At 40.4% G+C, this 17,049-nt stretch carries 21 protein-coding genes and 1 rRNA gene (1 of these 22 running past the window's edge); 18 read left to right on the top strand and 4 right to left on the bottom strand.

Going from position 1 to position 17,049, the window contains the following annotated elements; genetic code table 11:
* From gspF to QUE86_RS09090, 10 genes are all read left to right on the top strand, one after another.
* Positions 1–1,236, top strand: coding sequence for a type II secretion system inner membrane protein GspF (gene gspF, locus QUE86_RS09045; RefSeq protein ID WP_130049932.1), 1,236 nt, complete (start codon positions 1–3; stop codon positions 1,234–1,236).
* 78 nt (positions 1,237–1,314) lie between these two features.
* A complete protein-coding gene (gspG, locus tag QUE86_RS09050; RefSeq protein WP_130049931.1) occupies positions 1,315–1,734 on the top strand; it encodes a type II secretion system major pseudopilin GspG in 420 nt (139 codons plus the stop codon).
* Positions 1,735–1,789: 55 nt separating this feature from the next.
* Complete coding sequence (locus QUE86_RS09055; protein ID WP_130049930.1) at positions 1,790–2,389, top strand: prepilin-type N-terminal cleavage/methylation domain-containing protein; 600 nt, start codon at positions 1,790–1,792, stop codon at positions 2,387–2,389.
* Positions 2,389–2,763, top strand: coding sequence for a type II secretion system minor pseudopilin GspI (gene gspI / locus QUE86_RS09060; protein WP_130049929.1), 375 nt, complete (start codon positions 2,389–2,391; stop codon positions 2,761–2,763). The genes QUE86_RS09055 and gspI overlap by 1 nt, the downstream gene beginning before the upstream one ends.
* On the top strand, positions 2,763–3,407 hold the full coding sequence (gene gspJ / locus QUE86_RS09065) for a type II secretion system minor pseudopilin GspJ (protein ID WP_130049928.1): 645 nt from the start codon (positions 2,763–2,765) through the stop codon (positions 3,405–3,407). The genes gspI and gspJ overlap by 1 nt, the downstream gene beginning before the upstream one ends.
* A gap of 2 nt (positions 3,408–3,409) precedes the next feature.
* Positions 3,410–4,405 (top strand): type II secretion system minor pseudopilin GspK, encoded by a 996-nt coding sequence (gene gspK / locus QUE86_RS09070; RefSeq protein ID WP_130049927.1) that lies wholly within the window; start codon positions 3,410–3,412, stop codon positions 4,403–4,405.
* Entirely contained in the window at positions 4,402–5,613 is a 1,212-nt protein-coding gene (gene gspL, locus QUE86_RS09075; protein WP_130049926.1) for a type II secretion system protein GspL, read from the top strand. Before gspK ends, gspL begins: the two co-directional genes overlap by 4 nt.
* Entirely contained in the window at positions 5,610–6,083 is a 474-nt protein-coding gene (locus QUE86_RS09080) for a type II secretion system protein M (protein ID WP_130049925.1), read from the top strand. The genes gspL and QUE86_RS09080 overlap by 4 nt, the downstream gene beginning before the upstream one ends.
* Before the next feature lie 3 nt (positions 6,084–6,086).
* The gene (locus QUE86_RS09085) at positions 6,087–6,845 is read left to right on the top strand and encodes a type II secretion system protein N (RefSeq protein WP_130049924.1); all 759 of its coding nucleotides are present in this window, start codon (positions 6,087–6,089) and stop codon (positions 6,843–6,845) included.
* 19 nt (positions 6,846–6,864) lie between these two features.
* Positions 6,865–7,479, top strand: a complete 615-nt coding sequence (locus QUE86_RS09090) for a YecA/YgfB family protein (protein ID WP_130049923.1) — start codon at positions 6,865–6,867, stop codon at positions 7,477–7,479.
* Here QUE86_RS09090 and QUE86_RS09095 read toward each other — a convergent pair.
* Both QUE86_RS09095 and QUE86_RS09100 read right to left on the bottom strand, forming a co-directional pair.
* The gene (locus tag QUE86_RS09095) at positions 7,476–7,679 is read right to left on the bottom strand and encodes a hypothetical protein (protein WP_167659207.1); all 204 of its coding nucleotides are present in this window, start codon (positions 7,677–7,679) and stop codon (positions 7,476–7,478) included. The two genes, QUE86_RS09090 and QUE86_RS09095, sit on opposite strands and share 4 nt — an antisense overlap.
* Positions 7,679–8,038 (bottom strand): hypothetical protein, encoded by a 360-nt coding sequence (locus tag QUE86_RS09100; RefSeq protein ID WP_130049921.1) that lies wholly within the window; start codon positions 8,036–8,038, stop codon positions 7,679–7,681. Before QUE86_RS09100 ends, QUE86_RS09095 begins: the two co-directional genes overlap by 1 nt.
* Before the next feature lie 277 nt (positions 8,039–8,315).
* Here QUE86_RS09100 and ccoG point away from each other — a divergent pair, with 277 nt between their 5' ends.
* The 5 genes from ccoG (at position 8,316) to QUE86_RS09125 (ending at position 12,609) form a co-directional block, all read left to right on the top strand.
* Positions 8,316–9,746 carry a cytochrome c oxidase accessory protein CcoG gene (gene ccoG, locus QUE86_RS09105; protein WP_130049920.1) on the top strand — a complete coding sequence of 477 codons (1,431 nt, stop codon included), beginning with the start codon at positions 8,316–8,318 and terminating at the stop codon, positions 9,744–9,746.
* A 65-nt stretch (positions 9,747–9,811) separates the two neighbouring features.
* Entirely contained in the window at positions 9,812–10,786 is a 975-nt protein-coding gene (locus QUE86_RS09110) for a serine/threonine protein kinase (RefSeq protein ID WP_130049919.1), read from the top strand.
* A 31-nt stretch (positions 10,787–10,817) separates the two neighbouring features.
* Complete coding sequence (locus tag QUE86_RS09115; RefSeq protein ID WP_130049918.1) at positions 10,818–11,441, top strand: thiol:disulfide interchange protein DsbA/DsbL; 624 nt, start codon at positions 10,818–10,820, stop codon at positions 11,439–11,441.
* 18 nt (positions 11,442–11,459) lie between these two features.
* A complete protein-coding gene (locus tag QUE86_RS09120; RefSeq protein ID WP_130049917.1) occupies positions 11,460–12,098 on the top strand; it encodes a thiol:disulfide interchange protein DsbA/DsbL in 639 nt (212 codons plus the stop codon).
* A 58-nt stretch (positions 12,099–12,156) separates the two neighbouring features.
* Entirely contained in the window at positions 12,157–12,609 is a 453-nt protein-coding gene (locus QUE86_RS09125; RefSeq protein WP_130049916.1) for a 2-thiouracil desulfurase family protein, read from the top strand.
* A gap of 2 nt (positions 12,610–12,611) precedes the next feature.
* On the opposite strand, the gene trmA is transcribed toward QUE86_RS09125, so the two are convergent.
* Complete coding sequence (gene trmA / locus QUE86_RS09130) at positions 12,612–13,709, bottom strand: tRNA (uridine(54)-C5)-methyltransferase TrmA (protein ID WP_130049915.1); 1,098 nt, start codon at positions 13,707–13,709, stop codon at positions 12,612–12,614.
* Between the two features lie 164 nt (positions 13,710–13,873).
* On the opposite strand from trmA, the gene QUE86_RS09135 reads away from it, so the two are divergent.
* Positions 13,874–14,989: a DUF5610 domain-containing protein gene (locus tag QUE86_RS09135; RefSeq protein WP_286256736.1), complete on the top strand. Its 1,116-nt coding sequence runs from the start codon at positions 13,874–13,876 to the stop codon at positions 14,987–14,989.
* A 66-nt stretch (positions 14,990–15,055) separates the two neighbouring features.
* Positions 15,056–15,850 (top strand): glutamate racemase, encoded by a 795-nt coding sequence (gene murI / locus QUE86_RS09140; protein WP_130049913.1) that lies wholly within the window; start codon positions 15,056–15,058, stop codon positions 15,848–15,850.
* Here murI and QUE86_RS09145 read toward each other — a convergent pair.
* The gene (locus QUE86_RS09145) at positions 15,813–16,292 is read right to left on the bottom strand and encodes an RNA recognition motif domain-containing protein (RefSeq protein WP_130049912.1); all 480 of its coding nucleotides are present in this window, start codon (positions 16,290–16,292) and stop codon (positions 15,813–15,815) included. The genes murI and QUE86_RS09145 overlap by 38 nt on opposite strands.
* A 617-nt stretch (positions 16,293–16,909) precedes the next feature.
* On the opposite strand from QUE86_RS09145, the gene QUE86_RS09150 reads away from it, so the two are divergent.
* Positions 16,910–17,049: ribosomal RNA gene (locus tag QUE86_RS09150) — 16S ribosomal RNA — on the top strand (it continues 1,401 nt past the right edge of the window).

The following is a 17,049-nucleotide window of genomic DNA, read 5'->3' on the forward strand; positions in this document are numbered from 1 at the left end:
ATGGCAGCATTTGAATACCGTGCCCTTGATGGCAAAGGTAAAGAGAAAAAAGGCATTCTTGAAGCCGACACGGTAAAACAAATCCGCCAAACCCTACGTGATCAGGGTTTAATGCCGTTAGAGGTCGTGGCTGCTGCTGAAGGTGAAAAGCAAGCTAAAGGAGCGAAGAGCTCTTTATTGAGTAGTTTCTTTAAACCAAAAATTTCTACTTCAGATTTAGCTTTGATCACTCGCCAGCTTGCAACCTTAATACAGTCGGCATTGCCTGTTGAGGGAGCCGTAATGGCGGTAGCTGAACAATGTGAAAAGCCGCGTTTAAAGCGTATGTTAATGGCCGTTCGCTCTAAGGTAGTTGAAGGTTACACCCTAGCCGATGGCATGAGCGAGTTCCCGCATGTGTTTGATGATTTATATCGTGCTATGGTGGCCGCTGGTGAAAAATCGGGTCACCTTGATCAAGTTTTAAATCGTTTAGCTGATTACACGGAACAACGCCAGCATATGCGTAGTCAAATAACACAAGCGATGGTGTATCCAACCATCCTGGTTGTATTTGCTATTGCAATTGTGTCGGTACTGTTAGGTACTGTGGTACCAAAAATCTTGAAGACCTTTGAAAAGTCAAAACAGGTTTTACCATGGACAACCGAATGGGTAATGGCAGCTAGTAATTTTGTACAAAACTACTGGTTCATAAGTTTAGTCATTATAACCGCATTAGCTGTGGCAATTAAGCAAGCGCTTAAGCAGCCGCATATTCGTTACTGGTATGACGAAAAAGTGCTTCATTTACCGGGGATTGGTAAGGTTGCACGAGGTGTGAATACGGCGCGTTTTGCGCGTACTTTAAGTATTTTGTCGTCAAGCTCAGTACCACTACTTGAAGGGATGCGTATCTCGGGTGGTGTATTGGTTAACGAGAAAATGAAAAAGTCGGTGCAAGATGCTGCAACACGTGTAAGTGAAGGGGCTAGCCTTCGTGCTTCACTTCAGCAAACCAAACTTTTTCCACCTATGATGCTACACATGATAGCCAGTGGTGAAAAGTCAGGTGAACTTGAGCAGATGCTTGAGCGTGCTGCAAATAACCAAGATCGTGAGTTTGAGAGTATGGTAAACGTGTCTCTGAAACTATTAGAGCCTGCGATGATTGCCTCAATGGCGGTAATTGTATTGTTTATTGTTATGGCAATATTACAGCCGATTATGGCAATGAATAAGGCTGTAGGTCTTTAAATTAGGGAATACTAGAGCAATTAGCAGTTAACACTGTCGCTCTATAATAAATTTTTGAAGAAAGTTAGAGGTATTTTTGTGAACAAACAGTCAGGTTTCTCATTACTAGAAGTCATGGTAGTACTGGTTATCATTGGTATGATCATGTCAATTGTGGCGCCAAATATCATGGGTCAGCAAGAAGAAGCTGCAATCGATAAAGCACACTTAGATATTCAACAAATTGAAGATGCGTTAAGCCTATACAAGCTTAAAAATAAAACGTATCCAACCACAGAGCAAGGCTTAGAAGCGCTAGTGAACAAAACAAGCATTGAGCCAATTCCAAGACGTTTTCCTGATGGCGGTTTCCTTGAGAAATTACCAGAAGATCCATGGGGTAACCCATACCAACTAATCAGCCCAGGAGAAATCGGTAAAATTGATATCTTCTCTATGGGTCCTGATGGTGAAGCAGGTACTGATGATGACATTGGTAACTGGGATGAAGAAAAGTAACAATGCCTAAATTCAGCCAACTGAACAAAGCTTATACACATCAAGGCTTACTATTATGGTAAGCCTTGGTCGTTTGCGTTTGGCTGACCGTGCTAAGCACGCGAAAGGGTTTAGCCTAATCGAGATTTTAATGGTGCTTGTGGTGATTGGTTTTGTCACCAAAATGGTTGCCTACAGTTTTGATGGTGGTGCTGAAGAAGAACTCGAAAAACAAGCTCTCAGATTACACACTACGATTAATATGGCTTCTGAGTTTGCAATTTTAAATCAGGTTGAGTTAGGTTTTCACCTTGACCAAGATACATTTGAATTTTTAGTTTTTGACGGTGATAAGTGGGTTACTTTTGACCGTGAAAAATTGTTTGCCCCAATTAAGGTTGATGAGCGCTTTAAGCTTACTCTTAACCTTGATGATTTAGCCTGGGCACAAGATAACTTGCTTGAGCAGTCAAACTGGCGTGAATTAATGAGCGGTGGTGACGAAGACAGCCTACTTGAGCTAAAAAAGCTCAAAATACCGCAAGTACTTATTTTATCTTCTGGCGAAGTCAGTGCGTTTCAACTGGTTTACGAGCTTAAAGATGAGCGAGAGCCGCAGTATTTTATCGAAGGCGAATTCATGGCCCCGGTAAAGTTTCGTATGGAGCCTGAATAATGAATAAGTCAGCAGGTTTTACCTTACTCGAAGTGATGGTTGCATTGGCTATTTGTGCAATGGCTGGTATTGCCGCAATGCAAGCAACCGGAGAGCACATTAATCATCTTTCGTCGATTGAAGAGCAAACTTATGCCTCTTGGGTTGCTGAAAACGTGATGGTTGAGCAGCGCGCCAAAGGCGAGAAGTGGACAGGTAAAAATGGTGTTAAAGGCACTGAAACATTAGCTGGCTTTGAATGGTATTGGCGTCAGGACGTGGTTCCTACTGCTGATAAAACGTTTGTAAAGGTAACCATTAACGTGTTCGCCGATGAGAAGCTTGAATATCCAGTTTATGAGCTTTCTACTTATTTAAATAAAGGTGATAAGTAGTGAAGCAACGCGGTTTTACCTTACTTGAAGTGATTGTCGCTATGGGGATCTTAGCTTTTGTGGTGTTATCAACTCATCAAATTCTTGATTCAACAACGAAAGCAAAAGAAGCTTCAGATGAAACGATTGCGGAATTAAATGGCTTGCAAACCTTGTTTCGTTTAATGGATCAAGACTTTAGTCAAATGACGAAACGTCAGGTTCGAAACGAAGCGGGTGACTTTCAAGAAACTTATGTTTTAGCTGGTCGCTACGTTCTTGATAGCCAATACGATGGCATTGGCTTTGTACGTGATGGTTGGATTAACCCAATTAATTTACTGCCGCGCTCTGAATTACAAGCAGTTGGCTATCGCGTTATAGATGACAAACTTGAGCGTGTATATCGTGTATATGTCGATCAGTTAGATAACATGGAGCCTCGTTCGCAAGTCATTCTTGAAGATATCGAAGACCTTAAATTTGAATTTTTAGATGACAAAGATGAGTGGCAAGAGCAGTGGCAAATAAAAGCGTTACCAAAAGCTGTTGCAGTTACTATTCAAAAAATCGAACAAGAGCCAATTCGTCGCGTGTTTTTAGTGCCTGGTGAAGGAAAAGTAACAGCCCAAGCAAATGATGGCAATAACGGAACGGGTGGCTAGCCATGACTGCGATTAAACGCTCTAAAGGTGCGGCGCTTGTTATCGTTTTATTCATCGTGGCGCTTGCGGCTATGTTAGCTGTCGAGATGAGCGCTAATTTAATGGTGCAAGTGCAGCGTAGTAGCAATATTCAAAACCATCAACAGGCAAAGTGGTATGCCTTCGCTGCAGAAGAGCTTGCAATTAAGGCACTTAAACAAACTAAAAAAGATGAACCAGATAAAACGCATTTAGAACAAGTCTGGGCGCAGCAGGGAGGGGTACCATATCCGGTTGATAATGGCACCTTGAGTGGCACTATTACTGACTTGCAAGCTTGTTTGAACCTAAATGCATTGCATGTAAAGCCCGATCAACAAACGGATCCAAATAATAAAACCAATCCAGCACATAAGGCATTGTTGGCATTATTAGAAAATATTGAAGATTTACCATCAGATGAGTCTGAAGAAGCTATGGCTGATAGTGTGTTTGATTGGTTAGACGCTGATAGTATTACCTATCGCTCGGGTGCCGAGGAAGATGAATATTTATCTCGACAATACCCATATATGACTGCAAATAGTTATTTTGCTTCGACCTCAGAGCTTCGTTTAGTAAAAGGCTTTAATCCATTAGTAATGGAAAAAGTCTTACCATTTGTGTGTGTGATTCCAGGCAGTGAGTTGCTACAAATAAACGTTAATACACTACCTGTAGAAAGTGCCATTATATTAAGCTCGCTTATTGATGGCTTAAGTCTTTCAGGGGCTGAAGCGGTATTATCATCACGTCCTCAAGATGGTTATGATGATTTAGAAGCATTTTTTGAAGAGGTTAATCAACAAGGCGCACAAAATGTGAAAGCCGTTGAAGACTTATTCAGTATCAACAGTGAATATTTTAAACTACAAACGCAGGCTGAATTTGCAGAGCTGCGTTTTTCGATGACCACCTTACTCCATGCCACTAATGGTACAGTAACGATACTGGCGCGAAAATTTGGAGGCGTACAGTGACAGAGATATTGTTGATCCGTACGGGTCAAACATTAAAAGACAGCCTTAATTGGCTAATTTACTCACCAACAGAACAAGAAATAATTGCCAGTGGCGAAATTGCCAATGCAACACAACTTGGTGAGCTTACAGAGAGAGCGCAATCACGGGAAGTGGTTGTACTATTGCCAAGTGATCAAGTACAACTAAAAACAGTTGCTTTGCCAACCAAGTGGAGCCGCAAGCTAGAGCAAGCACTTCCTTACATGCTAGAAGAAGAAATAGCCTGTGATGTTGACGACTTATTCATAGCGATTGCAGAACCAACACTTATTGATGAGAAGCACGCTATTAACATCGCGATGACCGATCGTGAATGGTTTGAGCAATGGCTGGCTGAGTTCAATGAGCATGGTATCGAAGTATATAAAATACTGCCCGATGCTTTATTGTTACCTGATGTCGATGACAACGCTCAGTTACGTGCTATTGAGCTTAATGGTCAGTGGCTATGTAAACACGGTAACTGGCATATTGCCGCTGTAGAGACGAATTGGCTTGCTGGCTATTTAACGGCATTAGGTAACCCTGATGTTGCACACTTTAGTCCAGCAACGGGTTTTCCTGATACGGTTAACCTAAATGCTCGAACAGAACAATACGATTTACCATTAGCTTTATTTGCCAAACAATTACCAGAGGTTAATTTTAACCTGCGCCAAGGCGTTTATCAGCTTAAGAAAAAATCAGCGATTTGGTGGGGCTATTGGCAAAAGGCCGCTATTGCAGCTGGTGTAGCGTTAGTGTGTAGTGTCGGTGTTAAGTCACTTGAGCTCTATAAGTTAAATAGCGAACTTGAAGCAATGAAAGCCGAAGTAGTTGCCAATTATCAGCGTGCTTTTCCTAACAAAAAAGTGCGTCCGCAACTTATTCGCAGCCAAATTCGTAATGAACTTGCATTAATCGATGCAGGTAGTACGGCAGGCTTTTTAGATTTGACTAACGATCTGGTCTCGATTTTTAGTCAAGTGAAAGACTTCACACCAGAAACGCTTCGTTATGATCAAGGCCGTAACGAATTACGTATTCGTGCGCGCGGCAAAGATTTCCAGTCATTCAGTAAAGTTAAAGCAATTTTAGAACAGCGTGGCTTAACCGTTGATCAGGGTTCGCTGAATAATGATGGTGATTTTGTCGTTGGTGAAATTAAGTTACGAGGTGCGGCATGAAAAATCAAATAATCAATTATTGGCGCTCGTTAAAAGAACAAGAACAGCAACTTGTTATTGTTGCAGGTGTGGTGTTTGTTATTTTTGTGCTAGTTATGGGAGTCTTTCGTCCACTTAACACGGCTATCGAAAAGGCTGAGCAAGACACTATAAAACAGCAAGAGCTATTAGTTTGGGTTGATGAGAGTATTGCTAAATTAAAAGCAAGCGGTAATGCACGTAGTACGAGCAGTCGTAGTTTAAGCCAAATCGTTAATAGCACCCGTAATCGTTATCAAATTATCATTAGTAAAATGCAGCCGAATGACAATTCACTTCGTTTAACAATTGATTCTGTTGAGTTTAATAACCTTGTTGAATGGCTTGATGAATTGGTTAATTCGCACGGCGTACTAATCGAGAATTTAGATTTAAGTAAAGATGACAAATCAGGCTTTGTGCGTGTAAGTCGTTTGGTACTAGAGAAGTAAACGATGAAAAGAGTTATTTTATTAATCACAGTGTTTGTGATGTGTTTTTTGGTGTTTACGCTGGTAAAAACACCCGCTGCCGTTGCACTTGATTTAGCTAAGCCGCATTTACCAAAGCAATTACAATTAGGTAAAGCCAGTGGCACGCTATGGGACGGCCGCATTATGCAGGTACGTTTTGATGGTGAGCAATTAAATAATGTGCGTTGGCAGTTATCAGGCTGGTCACTGTTCACAGGTAAATTAGTGGGTACGGTGCGCTTTGGCAATCCTCGTGATAAAGCGGATATATCTGGTCATGGTGATTTTACATATGGTCTCTTTAACCAAACAGTCACTGTGAAAAAGACTACTTTACGCTTAACGGTTGAACGTGCCATGGAGCGTTTACAACTCCCTTTACCGATTAGTGCACAAGGCCGCGTAATAGTTGATTTAGACGAGTACAGCTCAGGTCAGCCTTATTGTGAGAGTTTAAGCGGTGAAATCGCGAGCCCTAACATTGATGTCAAAGGAATGAACAACTGGTTTAGTATTGGTCCTCTGAGCGGCCGTTTAAGTTGTAAATCGGGTGATGTAGCAGTACTGGTAGACCCAGAAAACCGTTTAGGACTTGAAGCTGATGCAGTATTAAAAGCGAATCTAGACTTTAAAGTAGCTGGCTATATTAAACCTGAAGCAAGCTTACCAAAAGAAGTGCATGATGCAGCTAAGTTCCTTGGTCGTCCTGATAACGAAGGCCGTTATCCGCTTAACTTTTAAATTGGATTAATTGAATAGTATGCAATTACCTGAGTTTTCAAAGCAGCAAAGCGAGCTTCTAAGTCAGTTTTTAGCGCAGCATCCAGATGCGCTTACTTTGGCGCAAACCCAAGGTTACTTGTTTGCCGTGATTTGTGCTCCTGAGCCGCTTGATGTTCACCAGTGGTTAGAAGAGGTTGCACCAGGCTCTGATGGGCAAATGGATGAGCAAGTACTGTTTGCATTTATGGCCTTGTATCAGCAGATCAGCGAGCAAGTATTTGAAACGGGTTTTGCATTACCTGTGAGCCTACAGCTGAGCTCTCAAGGGCAACAATACCTAGATATTCAAGAATGCCAGCATTGGAGCCAAGGTTTTATGCATGGTGCACAAGGCTACGTTAATAAGCTACTAAGTGCTCCCCATTTAGCTGATGAACTTAAAGAAGCGTTGGCTACCGCGCTGCAAAGCTTAGGCTTTTTTACTCTTGAAAGTAGTGAAATTGCAGCCCTCGCAACTGAGCATGGTTTATCTGAAGGGCAATTATGTCAGCAGCAGTATGAAGTGATGAATGAGTTTGCCGCTGGCTTTGCAGAACTTATTGAAGTTGTTGCTGTAAATAGCCAACTTTATAACGATGAGGGCTGGAACTAACCCAGCTCTAATAGGATGTCTGTGCAACCTTTGCTACAGCGTACAACGCCTTTACCTGGCTGATCAGTTTTTAAGTCTAAGGTAAGGGCGCCTTTACACACTTCACAGTATAAGGTTTGCCCTTTACCCAGCTTTTTTAACATATTGCGCTGTTTTGCGAACGAATCGCTGGTTTTTTTGTTTAAAGCAGAAAAGTCCATTACTTGTTTAGCCTTTCCTCAAGCGCATTCGAGACAATACTACATACTCGGTTTAAGCGGTCACCATAAAAATACAAGTTAATGTCTTTTTCACGGCAGTAGTGTAAGTGAAAAATTTGCAGCTTATCGTCTGTTGTAAATGTGTCCTCAATATACTCAAGCTCTGAATTAGATAAATTGAGTTGTGACTTAATATTATTTTTTGCCATATTCGCCGCGGGACTACGATTAATTTTACTAGCATCAGATAGTAATGATACGCCATCTCCTAGTAACCTTTCCCTAGGCTCTTTGATCAAAGGGTGATCAATCGTGAAAAGTGCTAAAATAATAAGCACTAAAATAAGAAATTTTTTCATAGCACAATAATCTTTGATCTAAATAAATACGGTATAGGTGCAAGTTTAATAAAATGGTCGTTTTAAAAGCAAGCAGATACGATTAAATAATTAAAATGTCGTATTTTCGATCAATCCCTGAAATTTTTTATAGATTGAGTATAATGCTTTATAGATTTGAAGTTTCAGAAATCTTTGAACGTAATGAGATGTATTCTGATTTGCCTAAGAGCTTAGAGAACCATCTGCTATAAACATATGTTTGAATGTTATTTCCTAGTGGCGTTGAGGAATTTTAATGGATAAACAGATTAAGGTTAAAAATATCCCAACGGAAGTGAAAATCCAGAAACCGGAAAATGCTTCCCTCGATGATAGATTTAATCCACGCAACCGTATTTATGTTCGAGCTGTAACTGGCTTACATCAATTGCTCAGACAGCGAATTGGTTTTGTCGGTATGCTTGCGTTTATGTTACTACCTTGGATTAATTTCCACGGCCAACAAGCTGTATTGTTCGATTTGGTAGGGCAAAAGTTTAACATTTTTGGCTTAACGCTTTGGCCACAAGACCTGACAATCCTTGCCTTTATTTTAATGTTGGCGGCTTTTGCTCTTTTCTTGGTAACTACTTTCTATGGTCGGGTTTGGTGCGGTTATACCTGTCCACAAACCGTTTGGACCTTTATTTTCATTTGGTTTGAAGAAAAGTTTGAAGGAAGCGCTAATCAGCGTAAGAAACTTGATCAACGCCCGATGGATTTTGATAAGTTTTGGCGAAAAAGTGCTAAACACGGAAGTTGGTGGTTATTCTCACTTTATACCGCATTTACCTTTGTTGGTTATTTTACGCCTATCCGCCAACTATTACCTGATCTGTTTACTCTTGATGCAACAGCATATTCATATATTTGCTTAGCCGTATTTGCGGTGTGCACCTATGGTAACGCGGGTTGGATGCGCGAAATTATGTGTTTACACATTTGCCCATACTCTCGCTTTCAATCAGCTATGTTCGATAAAGATACCTTCACAGTAAGCTATGATGAAGCGCGTGGTGAGAGCCGTGGTCCACGTTCACGCAAACAAGATCCAAAAGAACTTGGTTTAGGTGACTGTATTGACTGTAACTTGTGTGTTCAGGTTTGCCCGACGGGGATCGATATTCGTAATGGTTTACAATACGAATGTATAAATTGCGGTGCGTGTATCGATGCATGTGATGGGGTGATGGATAAAATGAATTACCCTCGCGGACTTATTTCCTATACCACAGAGCGTAATTTAGAAACACCAGATAACAAAACCCATGCACTTCGTCCTAAGTTAATTGGCTATCTCGTCATCTTAGTGCTGCTAACTGGGGCGCTGGTGGCGAACATTGCAATGCGTAAACCTATGGACTTAGATATTATTCGTGACCGTAATCAGTTATACCGTGTTGACTTTAATGGTTTAGTTGAAAATACCTATACATTAAAGGTTATCAATAAAGCGCAACATGAGCAGACATTTAATATTCGTGTCGAAGGGCTTGATAACTTTGAGTACATAGGCAAACAAACATTCACTGTGCCTTCTGGTGAATCATACAATGTACCACTGTCATTGGTTGTTGACCCTTATGATTTGAAAAAGCCAATGACAAAGTTTGAGTTTATACTTTCTGTCGATGGTGAGCCTGATGTGCAGATTTCACAGCCGAGTAACTTCTTTAAGGCACGATAATTAAGTACACTGAGTAAATGAATAAAAAGCGGGATTTTCCCGCTTTTTTTATATGATGAGACATTATGAGTAAATTTAGTTTTGTTGACCTTACACCCGATTCAATTTTAGATGCAGTTGAAAGTATCGGTGTCTATGCTGAATCAGGACTGCTGGCATTAAATAGCTACGAGAACCGTGTTTATCAATTTAAAGCAGAAGATGGCCAACGATATGTTGTTAAGTTTTACCGACCAGAACGCTGGAGTAAGGCGCAAATCTTAGAAGAGCATGCGTTTGCATTTGAACTTGCTGAGGCCGAAGTGCCGGTTGTTGCGCCTGTTATTATCGAAGGGCAAAGCTTGTTTGAGCATAATGGCTATTTGTTTACGTTATTCCCTAGTGTGGGTGGCCGCATTTTTGAAGTTGATAATTTAGATCAACTCGATGTGCTTGGCCGTTTAATTGGTCGAATGCACCAGGTAGCAAAAGCAAAGCCATTTGAACATAGGCCTGTGATCAGTTGCGAAGAATATCTTCAGACAGCTAAAGTTCAGTTACAGGCAAGTAACTTGGTGCCAATGACATTAGAGAACGCCTTCTATACAATTTTAGATTTGGTAATCAAAGAAACCACACAACAGTATAAAAATGTTGAAACTATCCGCCTGCACGGTGACTGCCATGCTGGTAATATATTGTGGTCTGGTGATGCATTGATGTTCGTTGATTTGGATGACAGCCGACAAGGACCTGCCATTCAGGACCTTTGGATGATGCTCAGTGGCGATCGTAACAACCAACTGTTACAGTTAGACACTTTAGTGGCTGCCTATGAAGAATTTTGTGACTTCGATCACAGCCAATTAAAACTGATAGAACCACTCAGAGCGATGAGAATGGTGCATTACATGGGGTGGTTGGCAAAAAGATGGGATGATCCAGCATTCCCACGGAACTTTTCATGGTTTGCTGAAGACAAATACTGGGAACAGCAAATACTAGCGTTAAAAGAACAGCTTGCAGCGCTACAGGAAGCACCATTAAAATTATTACCATAAATTTTTAAAAGCTAATAAAGACGAGAAAATAATGTTTAAAAAATTAAAGTTAAGTCTACTCATTTTATGTTTACCTTTTGCAGCCCTTGCTGCTGATTTTGAAGCAGGTAATCAATATGAAGTTTTAAAAGTTGAGAAAAGTGCAACACCTCAAGTAACCGAGTTCTTTTCGTTTTATTGCCCACACTGTTTTCAGTTTGAGCCTGTAGCAAAAGCATTAACTGCAAGTCTTCCTGAAGGTACCGAGTTTGTAAAAAGCCATGTTAACTTTTTAGGTGGTGTATCTAAGCAAACACAAAGTAATTTAAGCTATGCCTACTTAATTGCTAAGCAGCATGGCAAAGCAGAGCAAGTTGCTGACCAAATTTTTAATAGCATCCACAGACAACGCGCTTTACTTAAAGACATGAAAGACGTTAAAGCATTACTTGCGACCAATGGTATCAGCAACGATGTGTTTGATGCTGAAATTGCAAGCATGCCAGTGATTAGTGCTGAAAAAGCGATGCAAGATAAACAGCAAAAATATTCTGACATGGGTGCGTTAACAGGTGTGCCTACTTTTATCGTAAATGATAAATATAAAATCAATTTAAATACCATCAAAAGCCAGCAGATGCTTGATGAGTTAGTCGAATTCTTATTAAAACAATAATTTTGGAGTAAAGAAGTAATGATCAAGTTAGTAAAAGCTGTATTAATGGCTGCCACGCTAGGTTTAGCGGCAAATGCCTCAGCTGCTCAATATGAAGAAGGTAAGCATTATGAAACGATTGATGCACGCGCTTCTAAAAAGCCTGAAGTAAAAGAGTTCTTCTCATTCTACTGCCCACACTGTAATAACTTCGAGCCAGTAGTGAAAGAGCTTAAAACACTTCTTAAAGAGGGCGTAAAGTTCAAAAAGAGTCATGTTGATTTTTCAGGTCCTCGTGACCCAGAGATTCAAACCATCTTAGCGCAAGGTTATGCGACGGCTAATGTGTTACCACAGAAAGACGCTTTAGTAGCCGCTGTGTTTAATCATATTCACGGTAAGCGTGCACGTATTAACGAACTAGCAGACATGAAAGACATCTTCGTTTCACAAGGTGTATCGGCTGAAGATTTTGATAAGTACTACAACAGCTTCTCTGTACGTACTATGGCGTCTAAAATGAAACGCGACCAAGAATACTACCAACAAAAAGGTGCTTTAAAAGGCGTTCCAACTTTTATTGTTAATGGTAAATATCGCGTGATTATAGGTGCGGATTCAGGTATTAGCGATGCAAAGAGCATGGCAGACTTAATTAATTACCTAGCTGATAAATAAGTTTAGTTTAATTAAAATTAAAGCTCCGCACGCGGAGCTTTTTTTATTGGTAAAGCAAATGCAAAAAATACTAGTTTCAAGCTGTTTGTTAGGAAACCCTGTTCGTTATGACGGGCAATCGCAAAACTTACTTCATCCTGGCTTAGAAACTCTAAAACAGCAGGGAAGGCTTATTGCATTCTGCCCTGAAGTAGCTGGTGGCTTACCTACACCAAGGCCGCCAGCAGAAATTAAATTGGGAAGAGTACTCACCAAAGATGCGCAAGATGTCACAGTGCAATTTGCTTATGGTGCAGAACAAGCTCTTAAACTTTGCCAAAAGCAAGGTATTCGTTATGCCTTGTTAAAAGAGTCAAGCCCGTCATGTGGTCGCAATACGATTTACGATGGTAGTCATTCTGGAAGGAAAATTTCAGGGATGGGGTTAACTGCAAAGCTGTTAACTGACAACAATATAGAAGTGTTTAGTGAGCAGCAGTTGCCAGCACTATTTAAAGCGCTGGCAGACTAATTTTATTTACGCTGTAAAAACACACCTGATTCAATGTGGTGGGTGTAAGGGAATTGATCGAAAATAGCAAAACGCTTTACTGCATGGGTTTTGCATAAGTGGTCAAGGTCACGCTCTAGGGTATCTGGATTACACGAGATATAAATAATATTGTCGTAGTTCGCAACTAGGTCACAAGTCAGTGTGTCCATGCCAGCACGTGGTGGGTCCACCAAGATTGTTTGGCAGTTATAGCTTTTCAGATCAATGCCATCCAAACGAGAGAAAGTGCGCTCGCCTTTCATTGCTTGAGTGAACTCTTCACTCGACATACGAATGATATCTAAGTTTTCAACCTTGTTCTGCGCGATATTGTATTGTGCAGAGTAAACCGATGATTTTGAAATCTCAGTCGCTAATACGCGGTCGAATGAATCTGCAAGAGCAATGGAGAAATTACCATTCCCGCAATATAACTCCAGTAAGTCATTGCTAAGTGGTTGGCAAAGCGCTTGTGCCCACTCTAGCATCTTGATGTTCACTTTCGCATTAGGTTGCGTAAAGCTATTTTCGACTTGTTGATAGATAAGCTCTTTACCGTTTACGTTTAAACGCTCAATAACGAAATCATTACCAATCACTTCTTTTTGCTTGCGAGCACGGCCAATAAAATCAATTTTAAACTGTGTGCTAAGTTTTGCTTTAAGCTCTTTAATAGCTTGTAGCCACTGCTCATCTAATTGTTTGTGGTATAACAAACTAACTAGAATCTCGCCACTTAAGCTTGAAAGATAATCGATTTGAAACAGCTTGCGACGCAGAACTTCATTGTCTTTTAAGTTTTCAATCATGGCTTGCATGACTTCACCCACTAAAGGCGCTGCAGGGTCAAACTCGTCAACACGGATCTTTTCTTTAGTTTGTTGATCAAACATGATGTGAAAAAGGTCTTCACCTTCATGCCAGACACGAAACTCTGCACGTTGGCGGTAATGAATAGGGTCAGAGCCAAACACTTCTAATTTTTCGACCCCAAAACGTCTAAACTGTGAGGTGATGCGCTGCTCTTTCTCACTCAATTGTGCATCATATTGAGTTGTATCAATTTTTATAACCGCCATGGCTGATTACCTTTTATCTCTTAGCTTTATAACGGCGCTATTGTAGGGAGCGCTGAGGATTTGTCTAGTTTTGTTATTTATTTTAGTGTCGTTTTTTTATACAAAAAACTTAAGTTCTGTGGTTTTTGGCCGATAATGAGTTAACCATAACATGGAGTCGGATCATGAAAATTGGCAACCTAGGCTATATGCCTAATACAAATGTGAATAAATACAATGGCAAACAGGCATTGCAGCAGCCTACTATTCAAAATCGTCAAGATAGTTACCAGCAACGAGGCCGAGAGCTGGCTGCTAAAGTTCTTGATGATAAACTTGCTGAGGCACTAGGTTTACCTAAAGCCGAAGAGAAAAAAGATAAACCACTGTTCGACTTTGAAGAGATCGTTAAAAACGTTCTCGACTTTGTTGGCGGTGCGCTTCGCAAAGCAAAAGCAGATGGTGCTGATGATGAAAAGCTCAAAGGTATGCTTGGTGATGCACGAAAAGGTGTACAAATGGGCATCGACGATGCTTATGATGAGCTAAAAGGGTCAGGTATTCTTAATGATGACATCGAAGAGGGTATCGAAAAGTCTAAAGAAGGCATCTATAAAGGTATTGATGAATTAGAAGAAGACTTGTTCAATCCTAAACCAAATTCGGTTTCAGTAAGCCAGGCCCAATACGTTAGTTTAAGTAATAATGCAGAATACACTTTCACTACTGCTGAAGGTGATGAAGTGAGTATTAGCTTTGCTGATGCATACGAAAGTGAGTCAGCAAGCGGCTATAGCAAAAATGGCGATAACGAAGCGTTTGTCAGTGAATCTTCTCAATCACGTGACTTATCATTCTCGATGACAGTCAATGGTGATTTAAATGAGCAAGAGCAGCAAGCTATCAATGAATTGATGGAAGACTTGCAGAGTGTTAGCGAAACATTCTTCTCTGGTTCATTAGAAGACGCCTTTGAACAAGCTAAAGAGTTGAACTTAGGTAACGAGCAACTCGTTGGCTTTACCATGGATCTGAAACAAACAAAAACAGTTGCTGCTATAAAAGGGTATGAAGAATATAAACCATCCCCTGAAAAAGAAGTCGCTGATAAAATAGCGCCATTTAATGACGATTTGAAACAAGCGTTCAATAAAGCGGGTGAGTTAGGTTTGCAAAATGAACTTGCTGGTATCTTACAATGGTTAAACCAAGATAAAGAAGAAGTAAGCAAGCTGGTGGATTATACCAAAGCAATGTTTGAACAAATGAATAAACTACGTTCGGCAACTGAAGAAGCTTAACCCTTTCTTTATTTTTATATAGCTGCATGGCAAACTGCTGGCCTTTGATAATCCGAGGTAAGCAGTTTGTCAGTTCATATAATGGTGTTTGATTCTGGTATAGGTGGGACAACCGTACTTGAACAGATCCAAGCACTGATCCCAGATGCTGATTATAGCTATTTTATGGATAATGCTTTATTGCCATATGGCGCGCAAAGCCAGCAAACGATCATAACCCGCCTTTTTGCGCTACTACAGTTTATCGAAATAGAAAAATTACACGTAGATATCCTAGTAATTGCGTGTAACACCGCCTCTACATCTGCATTAGAAACTATTCGCCCGTATACAAATATAGAAGTAGTTGGTGTTGTGCCTGCGATAAAGCCAGCAAGCGCTTTAAGCAATAGCAAACATATTGGTTTGTTGGCAACGCCATCGACGACCAAGAGCCACTATACTGCAAACTTAATTAGTACTTATAGCCAAGGCACTCAAGTCAGTTTATATGGTTCAACTGAGCTGGTGGAAATAGCAGAAACACTGTTTCATACGCAGACACTCAATAAAGAAAAACTTGAAAAAGAATTGTGTGGTCTAGCTATCGCAGAAGATATAGATGTATTGGTACTTGGCTGTACACACTTTCCATTATTAGCAAATGCGATTAATGACTATTATAAACAACGGATCTTACTTATAGATTCAGGCAAAGCGATTGCTAATCGCGTTAAAAGTTTAATTGAACTTCGGGGATACACAGTAACCGGAGATAAAAAAAAGCCGCTGCACTTTTATGCAACGGCTCCTATTTGTCACTCGCAATTAAACGTTGAGCTGATTACGCTGACTGATCAGATCCCTCACGGAAGCTATTAGTCTCGTTCTCTTGTTTTTGTTTTGCTTCACGTACTTTTAAAGTACGCTGTTGGAATTCGCTATCATTTAATTGATTGATTGCGTTTTCAGCATCTGCTTCAGCCATTTCCACAAATCCAAAGCCACGACGTTTACCTGTGTTTTTATCTTTTAGTAAGCGTACGTTGAAAACTTTGCCTTGTTCTTCAAATAAAGCACGAACAACACCTTCATTAGCACGATAAGGTAGGTTGCCAACATAAAGAGTTTTTGTTTTTACTTCGGCCTCCTCACTTGACGTTGATGAAAGCGCAGCAATAACTAAAGCACCAATTAATAAGCCTGCACCAAATAGCAATGCTGGGTCTAACGCTAAGCTTGCAAATGCAAACTTAACAACTACAAACCCCAAAACAGCAAGAATAACGGAGAAAAGAAAAGATTTTTGATCGGGTAATTTCATTTTGATCTACCAATAAACAAGAAATAAACATTAATTTAACATTGTGAACTTGCTATCTTAACGAGTTAAATGAACATAGCAATGAAATTTGCATGAAATTATGAATATTGGCATAAAAAACAGCCATAATAGCGACCGTTTTTGCTATTTTCGGTAATTTTAGTTCGCTTTTTGAGCGAACAGTAAAAAGATCGAAAAAAAGTGTTGATCTGTTTTTGGATCTCCCTATAATGCGACCCCACTGACACGGCGGGCAGCAACGAAAGACGCTGAACAACGTAGCAGAGAGTTAAGTGAAACTTCGGTTTCAAATTATCGAAAGAAAGTTTGAAATTAAGTGTTGACTCGAAAAATTAAGGATGTATTATACGCATCCCTAGCGACAACGTCGCAACGTTCTTTAACAATATAAAGCAATCATCTGTGTGGGCACTCGTACAGATTGAGTTCTAACAGCAGATTCTAGTTCGCTAGATGACGCAAACAAATTTAGAGTCTCAATTGAACTGAGTGACCAACGGAAACAAGTTTACTTGTTTCAGCACAGTCAATTCGATATCGAAAGATATCAAAATTCAGAATTCATTGAGCATGTCCTTCGGGACAGAAAAAACTTTTAATTGAAGAGTTTGATCATGGCTCAGATTGAACGCTGGCGGCAGGCCTAACACATGCAAGTCGAGCGGAAACGAAGAGGTGCTTGCACCTCTGGCGTCGAGCGGCGGACGGGTGAGTAATGCTTGGGAATATGCCTTAT

This window comes from Pseudoalteromonas apostichopi (genome assembly GCF_030297135.1).
GTDB classification, from domain to species: Bacteria; Pseudomonadota; Gammaproteobacteria; order Enterobacterales; family Alteromonadaceae; genus Pseudoalteromonas; species Pseudoalteromonas apostichopi.